We start from the raw sequence: 22,034 nt of genomic DNA, 5'->3' as shown, positions 1-22,034 counted from the left end.
TGAAAAGGACAAGCAAACTCAATTGAAGTTTCAAGCGATTTAGGGATGGTGTAAGCCTAAGAACCACTCGATTAGTATGCATCACCTTTGAGCAAACATCAAAAAACGAAGTGCTAGAATTTTATTCTAGAACTAAGGTGGTACCGCGGAATTTTATTTCGTCCTTAGCTATAAGGGCGAATTTTATTTTTATATTAGATTAAGAGGAGAGATAAAAATGGATTATAAAGACACATTATTGATGCCTAAAACTGATTTCCAAATGAGAGGGAACTTAGGTGTCAGAGAGGTAGAATTTCAACAAAGATGGAATGATATCGATCTCTATAAAAAAGTATTAGAAAAAAATAAGGCATCAATACCCTTTATTTTGCATGATGGACCACCATATGCAAATGGGGATATTCATATCGGACATGCACTCAATAAAATCTTAAAGGATTTTGTTTTGCGTTATCAAACCATGAAAGGTAGATATGTCCCATATGTACCAGGATGGGATACACATGGTTTACCGATTGAAACTGCATTAACCAAAAAAGGTGTTAAAAGAAAAGAGATATCACTTGTTGAGTATAGAAAATTATGTAGAGAATATGCACTCGATCAAGTTGAAAAACAAAAGGGACAATTCGCTAGATTAGGTATTTTAGGTGAATGGGAAAATCCTTATATCACTTTAACCAATGATTATGAAGCAAATCAAATAAAAATATTTGCCAAAATGGTTGATCGTGGACTCATCTATAAAGGACTTAAACCAGTTTATTGGTCGCCATCATCAGAATCTGCATTAGCAGAAGCAGAAATTGAGTATCAAGATAAACAATCTATATCTGTATATGTTGCTTTTCCATCTATAGATGCAAAAGATACCTTAAAAGATGCATCCTTTTTGATTTGGACAACAACACCATGGACACTTCCAGCAAACTTAGCAATTTCAGTACACCCAAGATTTAACTATTCAGTGGTTGAAGTTAAAGGAAATCGTTATGTGGTTGCTGAAACATTAGTTGAAACATTAGCTAGCACCTTAAATTGGGATGAATACAAAGTTGTTGATACCATCAAAGGTAAAGATCTAGAGTTTATGAAGTATAAACATCCGTTATATGGTCGTATATCACCAATTATTGTTGGTGAACATGTTACTGATTCAGATGGTACTGGACTTGTACATACGGCTCCAGGGCATGGTGAAGATGATTATCGTATTGGAAAAGTTTATGATTTAGATGTTTTTTGCCCTGTCGATGATAAAGGGTTTATGACCGAAGATGCTGGTCCATTTGCAGGTCAGTATTATGAAGTTGCAAATGAAGCAATCGTTGTTGCACTTGAAGAAAAAGGTGTGCTCCTTAAACAAAATAAATTTACCCACTCTTATCCACATGACTGGAGAACGAGAAAACCTGTCATCTTTAGAGCTACACCTCAATGGTTTGCAAGTATTGATCAATTAAAACAAGATTTACTTAACGAAGTTAAAAAAGCGGATTGGCTTCCTCTATGGGGAGAACTCCGTATCTCAAATATGATTACTGGTAGAGAAGACTGGTGTATATCAAGACAACGTGCATGGGGTGTTCCAATTCCAGTCTTTTATGCTGAAAATGATGAGCCTATTATGACACAAGAAGTTTTAGAACATATCAGCAATCTATTTAGAGAGTTTGGTTCAGATATTTGGTATGAAAAAGAAGCTAAAGATTTGCTTCCTAAAGGTTTTACACATCCAGGTAGTCCAAATAACATCTTTAGAAAAGAAACTGATATCATGGATGTTTGGTTTGATTCAGGTACTTCACATTCTGTATTACATGCAAGAAACTTACCATATCCTGCAGATTTATATTTAGAAGGATCTGACCAATATCGAGGATGGTTCAATTCTTCTTTAATTACAGGCGTTGCGGCATATGGACAAGCACCATATAAAAAAGTTGTATCTCATGGGTTTGTACTCGATGGTCAAGGTAAAAAAATGAGTAAATCATTAGGTAATGCTGTTGATCCATTGGTTGTTATGAAGCAACAAGGTGCAGACTTATTAAGACTATGGGTAGCAACAGTTGATTATCAAAGTGATGTTAGAATTTCAAAAGAAATGATGAATCAAATCTCAGAAGGTTATCGCAAAATCAGAAACACTTTACGTTTTATGTTAGGTAACTTAGATGGTTTCGATCCAATGACACAATATATAAACTACGACTTTAGAAGTAAACTAAATAAAGTGATGACACTAAAATATAATACATTAGTCAAACAAGTGCTTTTAGCATATGAGAAATATGAGTTCGACAAAGTTTATCGTCTTGTTGTTCCATTTATGACCAATGATTTAAGTGCATTTTATCTAGATTACACAAAAGATATTTTATATATCGAAAAAGAACATGATGCTGAAAGAAAAGGTGTTCAATCAACTTTATATGATATCACTTTAGGTGTCTTAAAATTGTTAACACCGATATTGCCACATACAGCATCAGAAGCATATTTGTTGTTACCATACAAAGCTAAAGAAGATATATACTTAGAGAATTTACCAGAAATCAGCACAAAAAAAGAAGATGACTTGATGAAAGCATTCAAGGTTTTTGATCACATGCGAGAAAATGTTTTGAAGAAACTTGAGCAAGCAAGAGAACTAAAAGTGATTGGCAAATCATTAGCTGCTCAACTGGATATGGTCGTTACACAAGAACAAAGAGATGCGATTGATTTCCTAGATATGAAAATACATCAAGTATTAATTGTTTCAAAAGTTAATTTATCAGTTGGAAGTAAATTTGAAGTTCTTGTATCACCTGCGATAGGTGAAACATGTGATCGTTGTTGGAACATCGTCGATCATGTTCATGAAAATGGATTATGTGATCGCTGTCAACAAGTTATAGGGAGCAAATAAACATATGAATATATTAGTTGTCAATGATGATGGATATCAAGCACAAGGGTTAGAAATATTGGTTCGTGCTTTGCAGCCTTATGGCAATATTTATGTATCAGCACCTAAAGAACATCAAAGTGCAAAAAGTCATTCAATTACAATAAAAAGCCGTATCGAGACATTTGTTACTGAACCTATTTTAGGTTCAACAGCGACACTTGTCGTCGATGGAACACCTGCTGATGCGACTAGATTAGGTTTAAAAGTTTTTAACGTTGATTTTGACCTTGTTGTTTCAGGGATTAATTATGGTCCTAATATAGCAAAAGATATTTTGTATTCAGGAACAGTCGCAGCAGCAATGGAAGCGAAAATATTAGGCGTTGATGCAATCGCTATTTCTGCCCCAACAACAAATTTGCCTTATCTTTATGATGAAACCATTAAGTTAATGGATGAAATCATTGAAGCTAAATTGTATGAGGGTGATAGTATTTTAAACATTAATTTTCCTAAAGAAACATATGCAAGACCTAAAGGTGTAAAAATCACAGTTCAAGGTCTTAGACTTCAACATGCTGAGTTCATTAAAAGTGAAAAACCAGATATCTTTCATATTCAATCGAGCATCATTAATTATCAAGAAGATCCTGAATCAGATGTTGTTGCTTTTGACGAGGGATATATTTCAATTACTCCATTAACACTAAATCGTTCAGATTATCAAAGAATTAAGGAAATATTTGACAATCAATAAATTGTTAAACCATATGATTTATGGTAAACTTATAACATAGGGTGGGTGAAAACATGGCACAATTCAATATACATTTTTTCAAAGAAAAAAGTCGTAAAATTGATCTTGAACAACTCATTGCTTTCTTCGAACAAGTAGAAGGTATAACTGTTGAAATGGATGAAAAAAGTGTCCGTTTCAAATATTTGCATCCAAGATTAAATTACGATGCTTTATTTGTTATTACACCAAAATCTCAGGTTCCAGACATTTACCGTTTGAGTCCTAAATTTTTGGATTTGAATTTTCACTTAGAAATGCCAATATTGACACCTGATTATGTAGCAAGACAATTATTTGAGCTTGTTAGAAAAGTTTGCGATACGTATGACTTCCACATCTATAATGAAATGTTTGAAGATGTACTTCCATTTAAGATGGATGTTGTCTTTAAAGTTTTTCATATGGTTAAAGAAGCCTACATCTCTAAAAACCCTGTCTTATTGTCAGATTATCATTTAATGTCTAAAGAAAAACTTCATCAAATATTTAGATATTTAGATGACTTGTATGAATTACAAAATTATTATAAAGAATTAGATACGTATGTTCCGAAATACCATTTTTTAACGACAGAGAAGAAAAAGTTAGTTATCGGCATTGAATGGAAAGAACATACACTAACTGTTTTTCCACCACAACTAGACTATATTTTCTATCGTGTGGGAAATGAAATCAAAGTCATTTCTTATGATGAAGCACTTCCATTAATAGAAAAAAATCTTCAAGATGTACCAGGTTTCATCAAGGGAACGAAAGTCATTCCTAAGAAAACAGCTAAAAAAGTTTACAAAACTATGAAAAAAACAAAATTTATGTTAGTTAATCACACCTTTGCTAAAGAGAATGTCAAGAGGTTGTTAGATTAAAAGGAGTATACATTGATCAAGAAAATCATGATTCATCTTAGTGGGTTTATGTTCATCGCATTAGGTATTGTTGGTGTCATATTCTCAAGAGTAGGAGCGACTCCACTAGATGCCTTTAATTATTTTGTTTATACACTAACACCATTAACACTGGGAACTATAGCGGTTATATCAGGGTTAGTCGTATCGACAATCGCCTATTTATTAGACCCCAAAAAGGATATGTTGATATCCATTGGATTTTTGTTTTTAGTTGGTCTATTTATTGACGGCTGGAAGTTTTTGTTTGAAATCATTTTTCCATTAGGTATCGATAGTTTTTTTATTCGAATTCCTTTAGCTGGATTTAGTTTAATTAGTATTACATTTGGTGCAGCATTAACTCTAACAACAGGACTTGCAAGTTCACCTTTTGAAAGATTACTCATCATTATCAATAGAAAAGTAAACAACCTTATGTTATCGAAAATCATGATGGAGGGAACGTTCTTGATTTTGGCTGTTATTATGGGATTGATTACTGGATTATTATTTGAGCAAGTTCATGTTTATACACTTATTTTAGTATTAGGTATTGGGCCATTTATCTCAATGTTTGTTGATCTCATTAACAAACAAAAAAGAAAGGGAGTAGAAGTACATGGAATTAAATAAAACAATTGATCATACGAAATTAGGAGCTAATATTGAAAAAAGTCAAATTGATCAATTAATTGAAGAAGCGAAGACATACGATTTCAAAAGCGTTTGTGTGAATCCTATATGGGTAAAATATGCAAAACACAAGTTAAAGAAAACAGACGTTTTGGTTTGTACAGTTATTGGTTTTCCTCATGGTACACATCAAGCTGACGTAAAGTCTTATGAGGCGAAAAGAGCGATTTTAGATGGAGCAGATGAGTTAGACATGGTGATTAACGTCAATGCGCTTAAATCGAAAGATTATCATACAATCATAGAAGAAATTAAAGGCGTTGTTGAACAAGCACAAGGCAAAACAGTTAAAGTGATTATAGAAACTTGTTACTTAAGTAATGAGCAAATCGCAAAAGTTTCTGAACTTGTTGTTCAAGCTGGTGCACAGTTCGTTAAAACATCAACTGGATTTGGTACACACGGAGCTACAGTTGAACATGTGAAACTGATGAAAGAAACAGTTAAAGACAAAGCAGAAGTTAAAGCAAGTGGTGGCGTTAGAACATATGAAGATGCTATAAAAATGATTGAAGCTGGAGCAACAAGAATTGGGACGTCAAATGGCGTAGATATTGTCAATAAAAGGAGAAAAGAAAATGATTCCAACACCTCATATTGAAGTAGAAAATAAAGATTTAATCGCAAAAACAGTTTTAATGCCAGGAGATCCTCTACGGGCTAAATATATTGCTGACAATTTTTTAACAAAGGTTGAGAAAATTAACGATGTTAGAAACATGTGGGGGTATACAGGTTATTATGGTAAAAAGAAAGTAACCGTTATGGGTTCTGGTATGGGCATGCCAAGTATTGGTATTTATAGTTATGAACTCTATAACTTTTATGGCGTAGAAAATATTATTCGAATAGGCTCTTGTGGAGCTTATACAAAAGACTTAAATCTTTACGATGTTGTTTTAGTTAATCAAGCATATTCAGAATCAAGTTATGCGAAAACAATGGGTGTTTCATCTAGAAAAACATTAAGTGCTTCTAAACCGCTTAATAATAAAATTATTAAAGCAGGCGAAAAATTGAATATAAAGTTACACATATGCAATATTCATTCATCTGATGTTTTTTATCGTTTAAAACATGATGAATTTAAAGAAATTCACGAGAAGTATGGTGCTGATGCTGTGGAAATGGAGTCATTTGCCTTATTCGCAAACGCAAAAGCATTAAAGAAGAAAGCGGCTTGTTTATTAACCGTTTCTGATTCATTAATTACACATGAGGCAACAACCTCACAAGAACGTCAAGAAGCATTTACAAAGATGATGGAAGTTGCACTAAATAGTTTATAATGATATCGATTCAAAAGGATTTTAAAACGATTCAACTCGCTGTGTACTTTACAGATATAGACGATGAAGACACACGTGTATATCGTTTTCTATTGCCTAAATTATTGATTTCACATACAAATAAGCTTATAAATAGACAAATGATGAGTGAAAAATTAGAGGATCTTTATGGTGCTTATTTTAACGTTAGTGCAGAACATATGGCAAATCTTAATGTTATTAGTTTAGTGATGACTTTTGTTGATCCAAAAATTGTAAACGATTCTCAATTGCTTGATGAAGCACTAAGTCTATTTAATGATGTGTTATTTGAGCATGAGTTTTTTAGCCCTGAAATTTTTGAAGAAGAAAAAAGAATGTTAATTGAGCAATGGGAAACGTTAAAAGATAGAAAAAGACATTATGCGAATACAAGATTTTTTGAAATCTTTTTTGGTGATGACTTGTATGGATATCCGATGAGTGGAAAATTAAAAGACATTAAAAAAATAACCGTTGATCAACTTTTTGAATATTATCAGAAAGTGTTTTTAAATAATATGAAAAAAGTTATTGTCAATGGACACCTAGAGAATAATGATATGGCTAAGATCAATAATGTTTTAGTTAAAGATATGCATAAAGATATCCCTTTTGTAACAAAGTTTAGAAAATCAAGAGATGTAAAAATCGTTAAAGAAAAAACGAATATGAAGCAAGCGATTATTAAAATAGGGTATCATTTTCCTATTTTTAGAAATGATGATTTATATCATGCATCAGTCTTATTAGAGACCATATTAGGTGGATATCCTGATAGCCGATTATTTAAAGAAATTCGTGAGAGATTAAGATTATGTTATGATATTTCAACGAATTACGATTATTATAAAGGTGTTTTAATGATTAGTAGTGGAGTTGCTTCTGAGAAAAATGAGATTGCTGTCGAAGAAATTAAAAAGCAAGTCAATTTGATGATTCTTCATGGGATTACTGAAGTTGAATTAGTCCAAGCGAAAGCATATTTCATTCATCAAGTTAAAAGCAGTTTAGACAATCAATCTGTTTTAACCAAAAGAACGTTTATTAAAGATTTGTTAGATGATCATGAGACAATCGAAGATAAAATTATATCGATTTCAAAAGTTTCAAGTAAAGATGTTGAAACTGCGCTTAGTCAATTAACTTTAGATACGATATATGTGCTTCATGGAGGTGTTAAAAATGATTAAAAAATCATATGAACGCTTCAACGAAGAAGTCTATATTATTAAACTAAAAAATGGGATGCAGGTTCATATTTTACCTAAAGATGACCCATATTTCACAACTTATGTAGAACTTTCTATTCCTTATGGAGCTCTAGATTTGAACTTTAAAGTAGGTGATGAAAATATTCAATCACCTTATGGAACTGCTCATTTTTTGGAACATAAAATTTTCGCAATGCCTGATGGTGATGCTTTCGTTAAATTTTCAACACTCGGTGTTGAAGCAAATGCGATGACATCTTATAATCAAACATCATATTTATTTTCTGCTACAGAAAATGTGATGGATGCATTAAGTCATCTCATGGATATGATGGATACACCATTCTTTAATCATGATAATGTTGAACAAGAAAAAAATATCATTGCTGAAGAGTTAAAAATGTATCTAGACGATCCAAATACTGTTATGCAAAACAAGTTGATGGAAAATATGTATCATGTTCACCCTATTCGCTATGATATTGGGGGGACTATATCATCTATCATGGATGTTACACCTGAGATATTAAATCAAGTTTACGAACATTTCTACAATCCTAGTAATCGGTTAATCACGATTGCTGGCAAAGTTAATTTATCGGATATTAAAAAGTTTTTTAAGATATATGATGCTAAATATCCGGATAAACACCGAAAACCTAAAACATTGTTTCCTAAAGAACCTAATCGATTGGTTGTGAAACATGAAGTTGAAGATACAGATAACTGTATTGATAAATTAATGATTGGCATTAAATTACAACCAAAAACGTTATCTAAATCAGCTCAAATCAAAAAAGAAATGGCAATGAGCATGATGCTCAATATGTTATTGGGGTCTTCTTCAAAGATGTATACTTTGTTGCTAGAAGAAAAACTTATTAACCAAAGTTTTTATATTCAAGCATCTTTTGAACGTAAAGCTGAAAATATTATGATTTTTGCTGAGTCAAAAAAAGTATATAAACTTAAAAAAAGATTGATTGACTTTCTTATCAATGATGCGAAGAATGAATTAAGTGAAAAATCATTTGAGCGTTATCGGAAAGTATATTTAGGACAATTTGTTTATGCATTAAACAATCTTGAAACCAAAGCTTATTTATATGGTAAATACTTTCATTTAGGTTCATCATTATTCGAAGTCGTCGATATCTTAACTGAACTTAATTATCAAGATGTTTTAGAAGCACTAACATTTATAGAAAAGAAATATGTAACAACATTGATTCACAAAAAGGCCTGATAAAGGTCTTTTTTTTATAATTCCAACCATTTTTTCTTTTTAAAAAGAGGTCCAACAATGAAAAGATCTTGAATCTAGAAAAATATGTATAGTTTAGATTATAAAATTTAATTTGGCCATTTCGATTATTTAATTGACTCTTATATACTAGATAAAAAAAGGAGTCATTATGCTAAATCAAGTTATTTTAATCGGACGTTTAACTCACGATCCAGAAGTTAGAATTTTAGAAGATGGTAGAAAGGTGAGCTATATTTCACTTGCAGTACAAAGAGGATTTAAGAATATGGATGGACTCTACGATACTGATTTCATCAAAATCTCAGTATGGGAAGGCCTGGCAACAGCGATTGAATCATATTGTACAAAAGGCATTATGATTGCTGTCAAAGCAAGAATTCAATGTTGGAAGTATGAATTACCAGATGATAAAAAACTCAATATGCTAGAAGTTATTGCTGAAAGAATCACGTATTTGTCATCATCTTCAAAAAATGACACTAAAGTGTCAGAAGAAAGTTCATAAAAATTGAACTTTTTTTATTGACAAACAATACTATGCAATGTATAATATAAGGCGTAAGGTAGCATTGAGGTGAATTATGAAAGAGCAAGTTAAAAAAGGTGTACTAGAAATATTTGTCTTAGCGATATTAGCTAGAGGCGATTCATATGGATATAAGATTGTAAATGATCTTATTCAATATATAGAAATTAGTGAATCTACTTTATATCCGATTTTAAGAAGATTGGAAAAAGCAGATGAACTTAAAACATATAATGTCATCTTCCAGGGAAGAAATAGAAAATACTATCAAATAACAGCTAAAGGTAAAAAACACATTGATGAGTTTTTGAATGAATGGGAAGACATTAGAAAAATATATGATATTTTAATGAAATGAGTGAGAAAATGAAAACGTGGTTAAAAGAGCTAGAAAAGGCATTAAGCAGAAAATTTTATGAGGATGAAGTTAAGGACATTGTTTCATATTATGAAGAAATGATTGAAGAAAGACGTTCATCAGGGGAAAATATTGATGATATATTAAGTGAATATAAAATCAGTGAGATTGTTAAAACAATGACACCAAACGTCTTATTAAAAAGACCTAATCGCACACATAAAGATATTACAAAAAATACGAAACAACTTGTTGTGGTGTTGTTATCCACACCATTTCTATTACCGCTAGGTATTCTTTATGTTACATTTTTAATCGTTGCGTTTTCAATGATGTTGGTTACAGGAATATTAATTTTAAGTAGTTTCGCAGGGATATATTTGATGGTATTAGATCTTATCCAATCGAATATGGAGACTGCAAATATATTAGGTATTGCTGGATTTTCGATGATGACGTTTTCTTTTGCAGTACTCGTGTCAGTTTGGATCTATCAAATAGCTTGGCATTTATCAAAGAAGATGTTGGTGTGGTTTAGTAATATCGCAAGAAAAAAGGGTGAACTAAGATGAGAATTATAGTTAAATTATTGTTAGTTATGTTTGTATTAGGTTTAGTCATGGCAACTGCTGCTGTTTTAATGGGACTAAACATTCAAGGGCTTTCTGATTTCTTTAATGATGATGAATCATATGGAGAAGAGATTGTATATGTTCAAAATGATCTTATAGATGGTATTCATCTTAGTTCTGAGACTAGAAATGTTATTTTAAGTGCTACAGAAGATGATTTTATAACGATTAGATATTATGCACAAGAAAAAGATACATGGACAATATCAGAAACAGGTGGCGTGTTATCGATTATTCAAGAACAAAAAACAGAGTTTTTTAGATTTATCAACTTCAAAACAGCATCTAGTGAAGTGAGAACGATATATATTGAAGTTCCTGAAACATGGGTTTTAGATTTAACACTAAAATCAAATGTTGGGACAATGAGACTAGAATTTGATGATGTAGTATATCATAAAGCATTGTCTATTGAATCTAATACAGGCAGAGTTTACTTGAAAAAACTGAATGTTGATTCAGTCGATATCAAATTAAATACAGGTTCTAGTAGTTTAATCGATGTTATGATAGAAAATGATTTAGTGATTAATACAGATACAGGGACTATACATGTTGATAATGTAGGTGTTAACGATGTAGCAGTTAAATCAAGCACTGGTAATATAAGATTGCAAAATTTAACAGCTTTCAATGTCACTGCAAATAACGATACAGGACGGATTACTTCCGAAAATGTTTTAGCATCAGGGGATTTATCATATAAGACAACGACAGGAAGAATCACAATGGAAAAAACAACAGCAAACAGTTATGATTTAAGAGCAACTACGGGTGACATTATCATAACAGTTGAAAGTTTAAGTGAGATGAAATTAGACTTAAAAGCTACTATTGGAAAAATAATGGTTGCTGGAGCTAATCAAGGTAACTCCCATGTTACTTCAACTGGCTCAGTTTCTATTACAGCAAGAGTGACTACTGGAAACATTACAATTAACGTACAAGACTAGTTCTTGTGCGTTTTTTATTTATAAAATAAAATATCGGCTGACTTCCTTTATATTGGGCTTTATTTATGCTACAATGAAAAAAGGAGATGATAAAAAATGTCTATTAATTTTAAAGAAGAAGTACTAAAAAGAAAAGATGAATTAATTGAAGATTTAACGAAACTGATTCAAATCAATTCAGAATTAACTACTTATGATCCAAAACGTAAGGATGCTCCTTTTGGAGAAGGTATTAAAGAAGCACTTGATTTAATGTTAGAAATTGGGAAAAAAGATGGTTTCGAGACAGTAAATCTTGAAGGATATGCTGGTCATATCGAATATGGAAATCAAAAAGAATATGTCGGAATGGTTGGACATCTTGATGTTGTTCCTGCGGGTAACGATTGGACATTTGATCCATATGGCGCAGAAATTCATGATGGCAAAATGTATGGTCGTGGAACTGAAGATGATAAAGGACCAACGATTGCTGCTTATTATGCACTGAAAATATTAAAAGAACTTAATTTGCCTTTATCTAAGCGCATTAAGTTAATTTTAGGTACTGATGAAGAAACCGGATGGCGTGGTGTAAGACGTTATTTTAGTGTCTACCCAGAAGCTCCTGTTTCAGGATTTATACCTGATGCTGATTTCCCATTAATATATGCAGAAAAGGGTATTTCTAGAATTTTAATTAAAGGGAAATTAAAAAATAAAGATATCGTGTCGATTCAGGGTGGATTCAGAGATAATATGGTTCCTGATTATGCATCAGCAGAATTAAAGTCATCAAAAGACTATCAATCGTTATTTAATCAATTTTTAATAAAAAAGGGATATGATGGTTCGGTTGCAATAAAAGATGGAAATGTATCAATTAAAGTCATTGGAAAGAGTGCTCATGGCTCTACACCTGAGTTTGGTGAAAATGCAATTGACCGTTTATTTGAATTTTTTATTGAAAATAAAATTGATGACCAACTTGTTCAATTGGTTGACAAATTACTGATTCATGATGTTCGAGGTGAAAAGTTAGGTGTCCAATACCATGATGAAGAAATGGGACATTTAACGAATAATTTTGGTGTTATTTCAACCGATCAAGATCATTATGAGTTAAAATTAAACTTGCGCTATCCAAATGGTGTTGTTTTTGATGAAGTTGTTGAGACTATTAAACAAAAGGTTGCTCCATTTGAAGCAAATGTTTCAGTTGATGGACATCAAAAATTATTATATAATGACCCTAACTCAGATTTAGTTAAAACATTAATGAATGTTTATAAAAAGCATACAAATGACCAACAAGCTAAACCCATCACAATTGGCGGTGGTACATTTGCAAGAGCGTTACCAAATAGTGTAGCATTCGGACCACATTTCTTAGATAAGCCAACATTTATTCATCAAAAAAATGAATTTATCGATATCAACGATTTATTATTAGCAACAATCATTTACACGGAAGCATTATACGAACTCGCTAAATAACAGGAGGTTTCTATGAAGCAATATCTAGATTTATGTCGTCATGTTATGGAACACGGAAGTTTTAAGATGGATCGAACAGGTACTGGAACAAAAAGTGTTTTTGGTTACCAAATGCGCTATGATCTAGCTGAAGGATTTCCTCTTTTGACAACAAAAAAGGTACATTTAAAATCAATCATACATGAGCTTTTGTGGTTCATCAATGGAGATACAAATATAAAATATCTTATTAATCATGGCGTAAAAATCTGGAATGAATGGCCATATGAAGCGTTTAAGAAGAGTGTTGATTATCAAAATGAAACGATGGATGAATACATCGAAAAAATAAAAAATGATGAAGCATTTGCGAAAAAGCATGGTGACTTAGGACCTGTTTATGGTGCACAGTGGAGACAGTTTAATGGAGTTGATCAACTCCAATATATTTTAGATGAAATTCAAAATAATCCAGACTCTAGAAGAATGATTCTAAGTGCATGGAATCCTGCTGAAATCAAAAACATGGCATTACCACCATGTCATACCTTAATTCAATTTTATGTTCGAGATAACAAATTATCTTTACAGTTATATCAAAGAAGTGCAGATATATTTTTAGGGGTTCCATTTAACATTGCATCCTATGCATTGTTATTAATGATGGTTGCCCAAGTGACAGGTTTAAAAACTGGTGAGTTTGTCCATACAATAGGAGATGCACATATTTACTCAAATCATTTTGAACAAATTGAGCTACAACTTTCAAGAGAGCCAAAAGCTAGACCTAAAATGGTAATTAATCCTAATGTAAAATCGTTATTTGATTACAAATATGAAGATTTTGAACTAAAAGATTATCATCCACATCCTGCAATTAAAGGTAAGGTGGCTATATGATTTCAATGATATGGGCAATGGACGAAAACTGGTTAATTGGTAAAGACAATTTGCTCCCCTGGCATTATGCAAAAGATTTAGCATATTTCAAAAAAATGACTCAAGGTCAATCAGTTTTAATGGGAGACATGACGTATCAGTCTCTTAAATCGTATTATAAAACAAAACCTTTGCCATTTGGAAAATCATATGTTGCTAATATAAGTGATGTTGATTACCCAGATGCAGTTCATGTTAAAAACATTTTTGAGTTTTTTAGACATGTAGATGAAGATATATTTATTATTGGTGGAAAGACAATTTATGAGCTTTCTCTACCATTTTCGAAAAGATTATATATCACCTATGTTTTAAAAGCACATGAGGGCAATGTATATTTTCCTAAATTCGATTTATCACAATACAAACTAATAGACAAAAAGATAGAGGAAGGACTCATCTTTGCCGTCTATGAAAGGAAAAATTCATGATTAGTATCATATTTTTATTAGGTTGGGCCGCATTTGTTTATATGATGACAATCATTGTCCCAAACTTATATTTCATCCCCTTATGGTTCGTTTTAGGACCTATTGTAGGCTTTATCGTCATGGTCTTATTTTTATTGTTACATTTCCCATTATTTAAAATAACGAAATATGACAATAAATATAAATATTTTTTATCAAGAAGTACAGCAAGATGGGTTAATATTTTCCCATTAAGATTAAAGATACAAGTTGAAGGTTTAAAAAACATTCCAAAAGATGGACCACTTACGATTTATGCAAATCATAAGTCTTATGCAGACCCATTTATTATATTTGAAATGATGAAAAGACCAACAACATTTACTCCAAAAATGAGTGTTTACAAAGCTCCTTTAATAGGATCATGGTTAAAATATTTAGGTGCATTCCCAATTGATAGATCAAGTGATCGTAACACAGCTAGAGCGATGGTTGATGCGATTAAAGTTGTTAAATCGGGTATGGCAATGGCTATTTTTCCTGAAGGTGGAATTAAAGATAGAAATGATATTAAAATGGTAGCAATGCGTGCTGGAGCTTACAGGGTTGCTATGAAAGCAGAAGCTAACTTACTTCCTGTTAGCATACATGGTTCTACTCAAATTAAACATCGTGCACCTTTTAGAAGAACTAAAATACATGTTGTTATCCATCCTGTTGTTTATTATGAGGACATAAAAAAATTATCAACAGGTGAAGTTGCTGATAAAATATTTAATATTATTAATGAAAGTTTACAAAAATAAAAGGCTAATCGCCTTTTTTTAATCGATAACTTTTATGTTTCCATCTTTGACTTCAAAGTATAGAATATCACCATTTTTAATTAAATCTGCAAAAGAATACTTTTCTGGATCTATACGCTTACGAACAGCTTTTATGACGTGAGAATGGGCAACAAATAATACTTTTTTATCGCTGTGCATATGATAAAATCTATCTAATCCTTTGGTAACACGTTTCACTAACATTTGATCAGTTTCATATCTTTCAAATGTATAGTTTTCTTGTCTAACGAAAGGCATAGCTGTTTCTACAGGTGTACCATCTAGGTGATAGAAATCACGTTCAACAAATGCATGATCAACAAAAATAGGTTGATTCATTTGAAGTTCTCGTGACAATATATAAGCAGTTTCTAAAGATCTTGATAAAGGTGAGGATGCGATCATATCGAATGTTTCACCTTTTTGTTTTAATAATTTACCTAAAGTTCTTGCTTGTTCTTTTCCAGTTTCATTTAATGGATTATCGACTCTACCTTGAACCAAACCTTTTTCATTGAAGAAAGTTTGGCCATGACGGACCATTGCTAGTATCATAAAATCCCTCTTTTCATCCACATCATTATAACACGGATTTATACATATTGTTTATCATATATGATAAAATATAAATAAGGAGTTGTGATGATATGCATATTGTAGATATTATCTCTAAAAAAAGAGATGGCAAAGTTTTAACTAAAGAAGAAATAGATTATTTAATAAAAAATTATACCAATGGAAATATCCCGGATTACCAAATGAGTGCCTTCTTGATGGCGACCTACTTTCAGAACATGAATGATGAGGAAGCCACTTTTTTAGCGCTTGCGATGAGAGACTCTGGTGATATCATTGATTTATCAAAAATTCCTGGGATTAAAGTAGATAAACATTCAACTGGTGGTGTTGGGGATAAAGTGACCCTTATTTTAGGACCTTTACTAGCCAGTTTAGGTGTTAAATTTGCCAAAATGAGCGGACGTGGTCTTGGCCATACTGGAGGCACAATCGATAAGCTAGAAAGTATTCCTGGCTATAAAGTTGAGTTACCGGTTCAAGACTTTATCAAACAAGTTAATGATATTGGAATTGCTATTGTTGGGCAAAGTGGAGATGTCGCACCAGCAGATAAAAAATTATACGCACTTCGCGATGTTACAGCAACCGTTGATATTATTCCTTTAATCGCGTCTAGCATTATGTCAAAGAAGTTAGCAAGTGGAGCGGATGCGATTGTTTTAGATGTTAAAGTTGGTCATGGTGCATTCATGAAGACTGAAGAAGAAGCAACAAAACTTGCTGAACTTATGGTTGAAATAGGTAGAAAATCTGGTAAAAAGATGACTGCTATTTTAACAGGTATGGATGAACCTTTGGGTCATAAAATCGGAAATGCACTTGAAGTCTATGAAGCGATTGAAACATTAAATGGTCAAGGACCGAAGGATTTAGTTGATGTAACTGTTGAAATTGGAGCACATTTGCTGTTGGATTCAGGAACTGAATCCGATTTTGAAACCGCAAAAATTAAGCTGCAAGAAGCACTCCAAAATGGGACGGCTTATCAAAAGTTTCTAGATTTAGTAAAAGCACAAGGTGGAGATATTAATCGATTAAGTCAACCTGAGCAATTATTATCAAAAAACACTGTTGAAGTGTTATCTCAAAAAGAAGGTTATATCACTGAGATTAATGCACTTGATATCGGTAGAGCAGCGATGCGCTTAGGTGCAGGCCGTGAAACAAAAGATGATGTCATTTGTCTTGAGGTTGGTATAGATTTACACAAAAAGATTGGAGATCATGTTAAAAAAGGACACGTGATTGCTACATTATATACTAGAGATAAAGGAGTTAAAGAAGCCGAAAAACTCGTATTAGAAGCAATTTCTATAGGGGATGAGCATAAACGACTTCAATTGATCAAAAAAACGATTAAATAGGAAGTGTTTAAGATGATAGTTTATCCTGATTTTACAAATTCAATACTTAATGTAACATCAACAATTTTAAAGCATTATAAAGCACCAACAATTTATCCATCAATTCCAGAGTTAGAAAAGGAATTAAAAAAGAATTTTAAACATGTGGTTCTGATTTTACTAGATGGTATGGGCATGAATATTATAGATAGACACCTGAATTATAAAGATTTTTTATCTGCGCATGTCGTTAAAACAATAACATCTATTTTTCCACCTACAACAGTGGCTGCAACGAACACTGTGTTATCCGGACTACCACCTTTTTCCTCTGGTTATTTAGGTTGGGTTCAATATTTTAAAAAAGAAAACACAAACTTAACGGTTTTCACCAATCAAGATTTTTATGATCACAAGCGAATATTTGATGAGGTATTAAGAGATAAATACTTGAAATATCCATTAATTTATGATCAAATCAAAGCTTTCAATCCTAGAACAAAAACTTATGAACTATTTCCAAATTTTAGACCAAATGGTTTTGCTAGCTTTAAGGAACAAACAGAAAAAGTTCTTGAGATTATTGAACAAAAAAGCAAAACATTTACCTATGTCTATTGGGCACAACCAGATATGGTCCAACATGATTATGGTATTGATAGTTTAGAAACTAAAAACATTTTAAGGAAACTCAATGAAGAAGCAGAAGAATTAGCAAACAAAATCAATGATCAAACCCTACTCATTTTTATTGCAGATCATGGACTTGTTGATGTGAAAGCATTTGATTTAACAGATAATAAGCCTTTAATAAGACTATTAAAAAGAAATCCTTCGATAGAGTCAAGAGCTACCAATTTCTTCGTTAAGCCATTTAAAAAGAAGAAATTCAAATCCGTTTTTGAAGATAATTATGGTGCATTTTTTAAACTCTACACAAAAAATGAAATCATCAAATCAGGTTTACTAGGTTATGGAAAGAAACATCCAATGCTAGATTCATTTCTTGGAGACTTTGTAGCTGTTGCAACCGATGAGTACATGCTCGAGTTTTTAAAAGGTTCAAGCTTTAAAGCACACCATGCAGGGCTTACTAGAGGTGAAATGGAAGTTCCTTTGATTATTTATCACACCACAATTGACACTTAAAAGTTTAAGTGTCTTTTTTTTTCCAAAGCACAAAAAAAGGGCAATTGCCCTTAATTTTTGTACCTTAATTATTTTTTATCGCCTTTAGCTATTTCAGCTGCCATCATAACGGTTGCAGCGATATCTGTAATATTTGTTGGAACAACAATCTTCGTAGCTTGTCCATTAGCAACTTGAGCAAGAGCTTCAAGTGACTTTAATGTAAGAACTGCTTGATCTGCACCAGCATCTTTAATTAACTTAATACCTAATGCTTCAGCCTCTTTAATCTTAAAGATTGCTGCTGCTTCACCCTCAGCTTTTAAGATCCTTTGTTTCTTATCAGCTTCAGCTCTAAGAATAACTGCTTCAGCTTCACCTTCAGCTTTAAGAATTTGAGAACGTTTTTCACCTTCAGCAATCAAAATGTTTTGACGTTTTTCACGTTCAGCACGCATTTGTTTTTCCATAGAGTCGCGAATATCTTTTGGTGGAACAATGTTCTTAACTTCAACACGACTTACACGGATTCCCCATGGGTCAGTTGCTTCATCAAGAATTTCTCTCATCTTAGTATTAATTAAATCTCTTGATGTCAATGTTTGGTCTAAGTCCAAATCACCAATGATGTTACGTAATGTTGTTGCTGAAATGTTTTCAATTGCTGACATTGGATCTTCTGTACCATAAGTATATGCCTTAGGATCGGTAATAGAGAAGAAGACAACGGTATCAATTTGCATAGTAACATTATCTTTAGTAATAACAGGTTGTGGATCGAAATCTTTAACTTGCTCTTTTAGAGATACTGTTTTGACCATGCGATCAACAACAGGGATTAAAAAGTGAATACCTACACCCCAAGTGGTATGATAACCACCAAGACGTTCAACAATAACCTTTTTGGTTTGTGTAACCAATCTAAAACTAGCAGCAAGAATCACGAACAATACGATTGCAACAATGATTAATGCTGTTTCCAATGCATTAAGTGCGATTGGATTGATGAATAAATTTAAGAATTCCATGATAATACCTCTTTTCTATTTATTTTTCTATTGTTTCTACGATTAATTTTGCGCCTTCGACATCTAGAACTCTAATTTTAGTTCCAATTTCTAATGTGTCATGTGCTATTGCAGACCAATCTCCATTTTTGACTTGAACTCTACCAATAGTATCTGGAGTTATCGTTTTCGTAACAACTCCGGTTGCTCCGATATAAGAATCTACATTTGTTTTAATTTCATTTGTCTTAAAATACTTCATTACAAATGGTCTAGTCAGAAGTAGCAATAATACTGCAATCAATACAAAAACAATGACTTGAATAACGATGTTAACCTTTAATAAAGCCATAATGAAACTAGGAACAGCAGCTATAGCAAACCAAATACTTACAAGATCTGATGTTGCAAATTCAACAACGATTGCTGCGATAAATAATCCTAACCACATCCAAACCATGAATTCCATATTATATTTCCTCCTTAAGATTGACAACAAGGATTTGCTCTTTATAGTCCCATGTTGCCTTAAACTTATGTGTTTCGTCATCAAGACGAATCTCATACATATTGCTAATCTCTTCCATAAAAGCTTTATTAGTTACTCTACTATAAGAGGAACGTACAGTGATGCGATATTTATTCTTATCTGGAATATCATGCCTCATTGCATCTTCTTTACTAAGAGGTTTGATGACGAGCAGATGTTTATTTTTCTCTAAACCCAACATAACGCTATAAGCATTCTCGAAAAAAGTTGTTGCAGGTTTATTCAATGTAATATTACCCGCTGCTAAAGTAACAACACAATCTTTGGGTTTTTCGTTAAACCAAGTTATCTCCATTGTAATCACTCCTTACACTTTATATTATACACCTAATTATACAAAATGCAACAAAATTACAAAAAATTATTATTCGTTATTTTGAGACAATTGATTTCAGTTCAATCCCAAAGTTTTCCGCATGTTCCTTGAGTTCGTGGAAAATTTTGTCATCAATTGGTATAAAGTTAGTTAAATAATATTTAATCTTTTTCTCAAATACAGATAAAGCATCTAATGCTGAGTATACAAAGAGTTTGACATCGGTCACTTGATAATAATAGTCTACCATATAAGTAATCGTATCATTTTCACTTGGCATAGAAAAAGTGAACTTTCTTTCCATTTGATCAAGACAAACAACTTGAATTGCTCGATCAAATAATGGAATTAAGATATAAACACCAGGTTCCTCTATAACTTTAAGAAAGACACCAAATCGCTCAATCACCATCGCATGATTTTTCGATAATATTTTAATATTTGGAACGATAACAAGTACAACCAAAAATAGCAAGACAATGACTGCGATTATAACTTCTTTCATTAATAAAACCTCTTTTCATACAAATGTTTTGATATTCATAATGCCTTATGATAATATATAGATGATCACTACGGGGAGCCATGTGCTGAGAGGACGAAAGTCGACCCGAGAACCTGATCTGGATTGTACCAGCGGAGGGATAGTTGAGATGTAAATCACAATAACTATCAATTTCTAGGTCATCCATAGAAATTTTTTTATTTTCTAAGGAGGAAAAGAAAATGAATGCAAGTAGAGAATTAAAGAAGATTACGATGAGTAGTGGTTTAGTAGCAATCGCTTTCGTGATTGAATTGCTCATCAAATTTGTTTTGCCAATCTTCAGTATGCCATTTGGTGGTAACTTTATTGGATTATCAATGTTGCCATTAATCTTTATCGGATTTCTTTATGGATTGAAATACGGTATATTAGCATGCTTTGTGTACGGTATCTTTGAGATTATTTTAGCACCAAGTGGTTATATCATTGGATGGTCATTTATGCTAGATTATTTGTTAGGTTTTACTGCATTTGGACTCACGGGTTTATTTGTTGGTAAACTAGGTAGTGCTAAATGGACAATCATTGGTATAGCAGTTGCAGGTTTTGTAAGATATTTATCTGTTTCTTTTGCTGGCGTTATCTTTTGGACTGAAGCTGCAAATTTTGATGCATGGATTTATTCATTTGTTGTCTATAACTTAGGTTATATGGTTACATCGACTGCATTGACGATGATCATTGCATTGCTTATTAGAAAACGTGTCTTAGATCTTAATGATCAGATGATGTCTCAGACGCCAGCAACAAGTTAACTGCTTTTAAGTAATCTAATCTTGGTTGATAACCAAAGGGAATTAAATAAGCGCGTTCAACAAAAGTGGAATAAGGGATGGATTTTCGTCCCTTTTCTTTATCATATTGCATATCCCAATATTCAAATAAGACTTGTGCTGGTAATAAATAATACTCGTTATATGCTTTAAAATGGACAATCAAAAAAGAAATCCCTTTTTGCTTATCTACATTTCGAAGATGATCAATTTGATGGGGATGGACATTTTTTAAAGGCATTGATGTTTTCGAATTCGTTTCTTTAGCATCAAAATCAATATACATACCTTTGTAAATACCATTGAAGTCGGTTGTTGAAGGTGTTTTATAATAAGCTTCAGTTATTTTTGCTTTGTTTCTTGCTGGATAACTAACGTTGACGACTTGTATAGGTGTAGGTTTTTTATGAATAACTGCAATACCCATATCAAGATAATAGGAATTCGTAGATTCAATATCTGATTCCAATGTCATCCCTAGATTCGCATAATTTGTTGATTTCACTTGTTTTTTTCTTTTAATTGGATAATTTACCATATGTTCATCACCTACTATAATCATAACATAGTTATAAGACAAATTCATTGTGTAATTTGAAAAACATGGTATAATATTTTTAGTCAA

The 22,034-nt window shown here is 32.2% G+C and carries 25 protein-coding genes and 1 riboswitch; of the genes, 19 read left to right on the top strand and 6 right to left on the bottom strand.

Annotated features, from left to right (window positions below; genetic code table 11):
• The first annotated feature begins 217 nt into the window (after positions 1-217).
• The 16 genes from ileS (at position 218) to QJ521_RS00630 (ending at position 15,145) form a co-directional block, all read left to right on the top strand.
• Positions 218-2,917 (top strand): isoleucine--tRNA ligase, encoded by a 2,700-nt coding sequence (gene ileS, locus QJ521_RS00705; protein ID WP_282838466.1) that lies wholly within the window; start codon positions 218-220, stop codon positions 2,915-2,917.
• A gap of 4 nt (positions 2,918-2,921) precedes the next feature.
• Positions 2,922-3,656: a 5'/3'-nucleotidase SurE gene (gene surE / locus QJ521_RS00700; RefSeq protein WP_282838464.1), complete on the top strand. Its 735-nt coding sequence runs from the start codon at positions 2,922-2,924 to the stop codon at positions 3,654-3,656.
• Between the two features lie 53 nt (positions 3,657-3,709).
• The gene (locus tag QJ521_RS00695; protein WP_282838463.1) at positions 3,710-4,564 is read left to right on the top strand and encodes a hypothetical protein; all 855 of its coding nucleotides are present in this window, start codon (positions 3,710-3,712) and stop codon (positions 4,562-4,564) included.
• Between the two features lie 12 nt (positions 4,565-4,576).
• Positions 4,577-5,218: a DUF6198 family protein gene (locus QJ521_RS00690; RefSeq protein WP_282838462.1), complete on the top strand. Its 642-nt coding sequence runs from the start codon at positions 4,577-4,579 to the stop codon at positions 5,216-5,218.
• Positions 5,205-5,879: a deoxyribose-phosphate aldolase gene (deoC, locus tag QJ521_RS00685; RefSeq protein ID WP_282838461.1), complete on the top strand. Its 675-nt coding sequence runs from the start codon at positions 5,205-5,207 to the stop codon at positions 5,877-5,879. Before QJ521_RS00690 ends, deoC begins: the two co-directional genes overlap by 14 nt.
• Positions 5,857-6,567 (top strand): purine-nucleoside phosphorylase, encoded by a 711-nt coding sequence (gene deoD / locus QJ521_RS00680; RefSeq protein ID WP_282838460.1) that lies wholly within the window; start codon positions 5,857-5,859, stop codon positions 6,565-6,567. Before deoC ends, deoD begins: the two co-directional genes overlap by 23 nt.
• Positions 6,567-7,778, top strand: a complete 1,212-nt coding sequence (gene yfmF / locus QJ521_RS00675) for an EF-P 5-aminopentanol modification-associated protein YfmF (RefSeq protein ID WP_282838459.1) — start codon at positions 6,567-6,569, stop codon at positions 7,776-7,778. The genes deoD and yfmF overlap by 1 nt, the downstream gene beginning before the upstream one ends.
• Positions 7,771-9,045 (top strand): EF-P 5-aminopentanol modification-associated protein YfmH, encoded by a 1,275-nt coding sequence (gene yfmH / locus QJ521_RS00670; protein ID WP_282838458.1) that lies wholly within the window; start codon positions 7,771-7,773, stop codon positions 9,043-9,045. The genes yfmF and yfmH overlap by 8 nt, the downstream gene beginning before the upstream one ends.
• A gap of 169 nt (positions 9,046-9,214) precedes the next feature.
• Positions 9,215-9,571 (top strand): single-stranded DNA-binding protein, encoded by a 357-nt coding sequence (locus QJ521_RS00665; RefSeq protein ID WP_282838457.1) that lies wholly within the window; start codon positions 9,215-9,217, stop codon positions 9,569-9,571.
• A 76-nt stretch (positions 9,572-9,647) separates the two neighbouring features.
• Positions 9,648-9,950, top strand: coding sequence for a PadR family transcriptional regulator (locus QJ521_RS00660; RefSeq protein ID WP_282838456.1), 303 nt, complete (start codon positions 9,648-9,650; stop codon positions 9,948-9,950).
• 8 nt (positions 9,951-9,958) lie between these two features.
• Entirely contained in the window at positions 9,959-10,522 is a 564-nt protein-coding gene (locus tag QJ521_RS00655) for a DUF1700 domain-containing protein (RefSeq protein WP_282838455.1), read from the top strand.
• On the top strand, positions 10,519-11,535 hold the full coding sequence (locus tag QJ521_RS00650; RefSeq protein ID WP_282838454.1) for a DUF4097 family beta strand repeat-containing protein: 1,017 nt from the start codon (positions 10,519-10,521) through the stop codon (positions 11,533-11,535). Before QJ521_RS00655 ends, QJ521_RS00650 begins: the two co-directional genes overlap by 4 nt.
• Positions 11,536-11,631: 96 nt before the next feature.
• Positions 11,632-13,011 (top strand): dipeptidase PepV, encoded by a 1,380-nt coding sequence (pepV, locus tag QJ521_RS00645; protein ID WP_282838453.1) that lies wholly within the window; start codon positions 11,632-11,634, stop codon positions 13,009-13,011.
• Positions 13,012-13,023: 12 nt separating this feature from the next.
• Positions 13,024-13,890, top strand: coding sequence for a thymidylate synthase (thyA, locus tag QJ521_RS00640; RefSeq protein WP_282838452.1), 867 nt, complete (start codon positions 13,024-13,026; stop codon positions 13,888-13,890).
• Entirely contained in the window at positions 13,887-14,360 is a 474-nt protein-coding gene (locus QJ521_RS00635) for a dihydrofolate reductase (RefSeq protein ID WP_282838451.1), read from the top strand. Before thyA ends, QJ521_RS00635 begins: the two co-directional genes overlap by 4 nt.
• A complete protein-coding gene (locus tag QJ521_RS00630; RefSeq protein WP_282838450.1) occupies positions 14,357-15,145 on the top strand; it encodes a lysophospholipid acyltransferase family protein in 789 nt (262 codons plus the stop codon). Before QJ521_RS00635 ends, QJ521_RS00630 begins: the two co-directional genes overlap by 4 nt.
• 18 nt (positions 15,146-15,163) lie before the next feature.
• On the opposite strand, the gene QJ521_RS00625 is transcribed toward QJ521_RS00630, so the two are convergent.
• Positions 15,164-15,721, bottom strand: a complete 558-nt coding sequence (locus QJ521_RS00625) for a histidine phosphatase family protein (protein ID WP_282838448.1) — start codon at positions 15,719-15,721, stop codon at positions 15,164-15,166.
• A 92-nt stretch (positions 15,722-15,813) separates the two neighbouring features.
• On the opposite strand from QJ521_RS00625, the gene QJ521_RS00620 reads away from it, so the two are divergent.
• Entirely contained in the window at positions 15,814-17,109 is a 1,296-nt protein-coding gene (locus tag QJ521_RS00620) for a pyrimidine-nucleoside phosphorylase (protein ID WP_282838446.1), read from the top strand.
• 12 nt (positions 17,110-17,121) lie between these two features.
• The gene (locus tag QJ521_RS00615; protein ID WP_282838444.1) at positions 17,122-18,237 is read left to right on the top strand and encodes an alkaline phosphatase family protein; all 1,116 of its coding nucleotides are present in this window, start codon (positions 17,122-17,124) and stop codon (positions 18,235-18,237) included.
• A gap of 68 nt (positions 18,238-18,305) precedes the next feature.
• Here the strand turns inward: QJ521_RS00615 and QJ521_RS00610 are convergent, their stop codons facing one another.
• From QJ521_RS00610 to QJ521_RS00595, 4 genes are all read right to left on the bottom strand, one after another.
• On the bottom strand, positions 18,306-19,244 hold the full coding sequence (locus QJ521_RS00610; protein WP_282838443.1) for an SPFH domain-containing protein: 939 nt from the start codon (positions 19,242-19,244) through the stop codon (positions 18,306-18,308).
• A 19-nt stretch (positions 19,245-19,263) separates the two neighbouring features.
• Complete coding sequence (locus tag QJ521_RS00605; RefSeq protein WP_282838441.1) at positions 19,264-19,692, bottom strand: NfeD family protein; 429 nt, start codon at positions 19,690-19,692, stop codon at positions 19,264-19,266.
• Between the two features lies 1 nt (position 19,693).
• A complete protein-coding gene (locus tag QJ521_RS00600; protein ID WP_282838440.1) occupies positions 19,694-20,068 on the bottom strand; it encodes a hypothetical protein in 375 nt (124 codons plus the stop codon).
• A gap of 76 nt (positions 20,069-20,144) precedes the next feature.
• Positions 20,145-20,594, bottom strand: a complete 450-nt coding sequence (locus QJ521_RS00595) for an SPFH domain-containing protein (protein ID WP_282838439.1) — start codon at positions 20,592-20,594, stop codon at positions 20,145-20,147.
• Between the two features lie 61 nt (positions 20,595-20,655).
• Positions 20,656-20,751, top strand: a riboswitch (TPP riboswitch).
• A 64-nt stretch (positions 20,752-20,815) separates the two neighbouring features.
• Here QJ521_RS00595 and QJ521_RS00590 point away from each other — a divergent pair.
• Complete coding sequence (locus QJ521_RS00590) at positions 20,816-21,391, top strand: energy-coupled thiamine transporter ThiT (protein WP_282838438.1); 576 nt, start codon at positions 20,816-20,818, stop codon at positions 21,389-21,391.
• On the opposite strand, the gene recU is transcribed toward QJ521_RS00590, so the two are convergent.
• Positions 21,351-21,971 carry a Holliday junction resolvase RecU gene (gene recU, locus QJ521_RS00585; protein ID WP_430757344.1) on the bottom strand — a complete coding sequence of 207 codons (621 nt, stop codon included), beginning with the start codon at positions 21,969-21,971 and terminating at the stop codon, positions 21,351-21,353. The two genes, QJ521_RS00590 and recU, sit on opposite strands and share 41 nt — an antisense overlap.
• Between the last annotated feature and the right edge of the window lie 63 nt (positions 21,972-22,034).

The sequence above is a fragment of the Peloplasma aerotolerans genome (assembly GCF_030012175.1).
GTDB classification, from domain to species: Bacteria; Bacillota_I; Bacilli_A; order Acholeplasmatales; family Acholeplasmataceae; genus Peloplasma; species Peloplasma aerotolerans.
The sequence above is the reverse complement of the archived record's forward strand: the minus strand, read 5'-3'. Positions and strand labels throughout refer to the sequence as shown.

Bases quoted from the DNA above. Each gene is read 5' to 3' on its own strand.
- ileS (WP_282838466.1), top strand. From the start codon at position 218: ATGGATTATAAAGACACATTATTGATGCCTAAAACTGATTTCCAAATG.
- surE (WP_282838464.1), top strand. From the start codon at position 2,922: ATGAATATATTAGTTGTCAATGATGATGGATATCAAGCACAAGGGTTA.
- QJ521_RS00695 (WP_282838463.1), top strand. From the start codon at position 3,710: ATGGCACAATTCAATATACATTTTTTCAAAGAAAAAAGTCGTAAAATT.
- deoC (WP_282838461.1), top strand. From the start codon at position 5,205: ATGGAATTAAATAAAACAATTGATCATACGAAATTAGGAGCTAATATT.
- deoD (WP_282838460.1), top strand. From the start codon at position 5,857: ATGATTCCAACACCTCATATTGAAGTAGAAAATAAAGATTTAATCGCA.
- yfmF (WP_282838459.1), top strand. From the start codon at position 6,567: ATGATATCGATTCAAAAGGATTTTAAAACGATTCAACTCGCTGTGTAC.
- yfmH (WP_282838458.1), top strand. From the start codon at position 7,771: ATGATTAAAAAATCATATGAACGCTTCAACGAAGAAGTCTATATTATT.
- QJ521_RS00665 (WP_282838457.1), top strand. From the start codon at position 9,215: ATGCTAAATCAAGTTATTTTAATCGGACGTTTAACTCACGATCCAGAA.
- QJ521_RS00660 (WP_282838456.1), top strand. From the start codon at position 9,648: ATGAAAGAGCAAGTTAAAAAAGGTGTACTAGAAATATTTGTCTTAGCG.
- QJ521_RS00655 (WP_282838455.1), top strand. From the start codon at position 9,959: ATGAAAACGTGGTTAAAAGAGCTAGAAAAGGCATTAAGCAGAAAATTT.
- QJ521_RS00650 (WP_282838454.1), top strand. From the start codon at position 10,519: ATGAGAATTATAGTTAAATTATTGTTAGTTATGTTTGTATTAGGTTTA.
- pepV (WP_282838453.1), top strand. From the start codon at position 11,632: ATGTCTATTAATTTTAAAGAAGAAGTACTAAAAAGAAAAGATGAATTA.
- thyA (WP_282838452.1), top strand. From the start codon at position 13,024: ATGAAGCAATATCTAGATTTATGTCGTCATGTTATGGAACACGGAAGT.
- QJ521_RS00635 (WP_282838451.1), top strand. From the start codon at position 13,887: ATGATTTCAATGATATGGGCAATGGACGAAAACTGGTTAATTGGTAAA.
- QJ521_RS00630 (WP_282838450.1), top strand. From the start codon at position 14,357: ATGATTAGTATCATATTTTTATTAGGTTGGGCCGCATTTGTTTATATG.
- QJ521_RS00625 (WP_282838448.1), bottom strand. From the start codon at position 15,721: ATGATACTAGCAATGGTCCGTCATGGCCAAACTTTCTTCAATGAAAAA.
- QJ521_RS00620 (WP_282838446.1), top strand. From the start codon at position 15,814: ATGCATATTGTAGATATTATCTCTAAAAAAAGAGATGGCAAAGTTTTA.
- QJ521_RS00615 (WP_282838444.1), top strand. From the start codon at position 17,122: ATGATAGTTTATCCTGATTTTACAAATTCAATACTTAATGTAACATCA.
- QJ521_RS00610 (WP_282838443.1), bottom strand. From the start codon at position 19,244: ATGGAATTCTTAAATTTATTCATCAATCCAATCGCACTTAATGCATTG.
- QJ521_RS00605 (WP_282838441.1), bottom strand. From the start codon at position 19,692: ATGGAATTCATGGTTTGGATGTGGTTAGGATTATTTATCGCAGCAATC.
- QJ521_RS00600 (WP_282838440.1), bottom strand. From the start codon at position 20,068: ATGGAGATAACTTGGTTTAACGAAAAACCCAAAGATTGTGTTGTTACT.
- QJ521_RS00595 (WP_282838439.1), bottom strand. From the start codon at position 20,594: ATGAAAGAAGTTATAATCGCAGTCATTGTCTTGCTATTTTTGGTTGTA.
- QJ521_RS00590 (WP_282838438.1), top strand. From the start codon at position 20,816: ATGAATGCAAGTAGAGAATTAAAGAAGATTACGATGAGTAGTGGTTTA.
- recU (WP_430757344.1), bottom strand. From the start codon at position 21,971: ATGATTATAGTAGGTGATGAACATATGGTAAATTATCCAATTAAAAGA.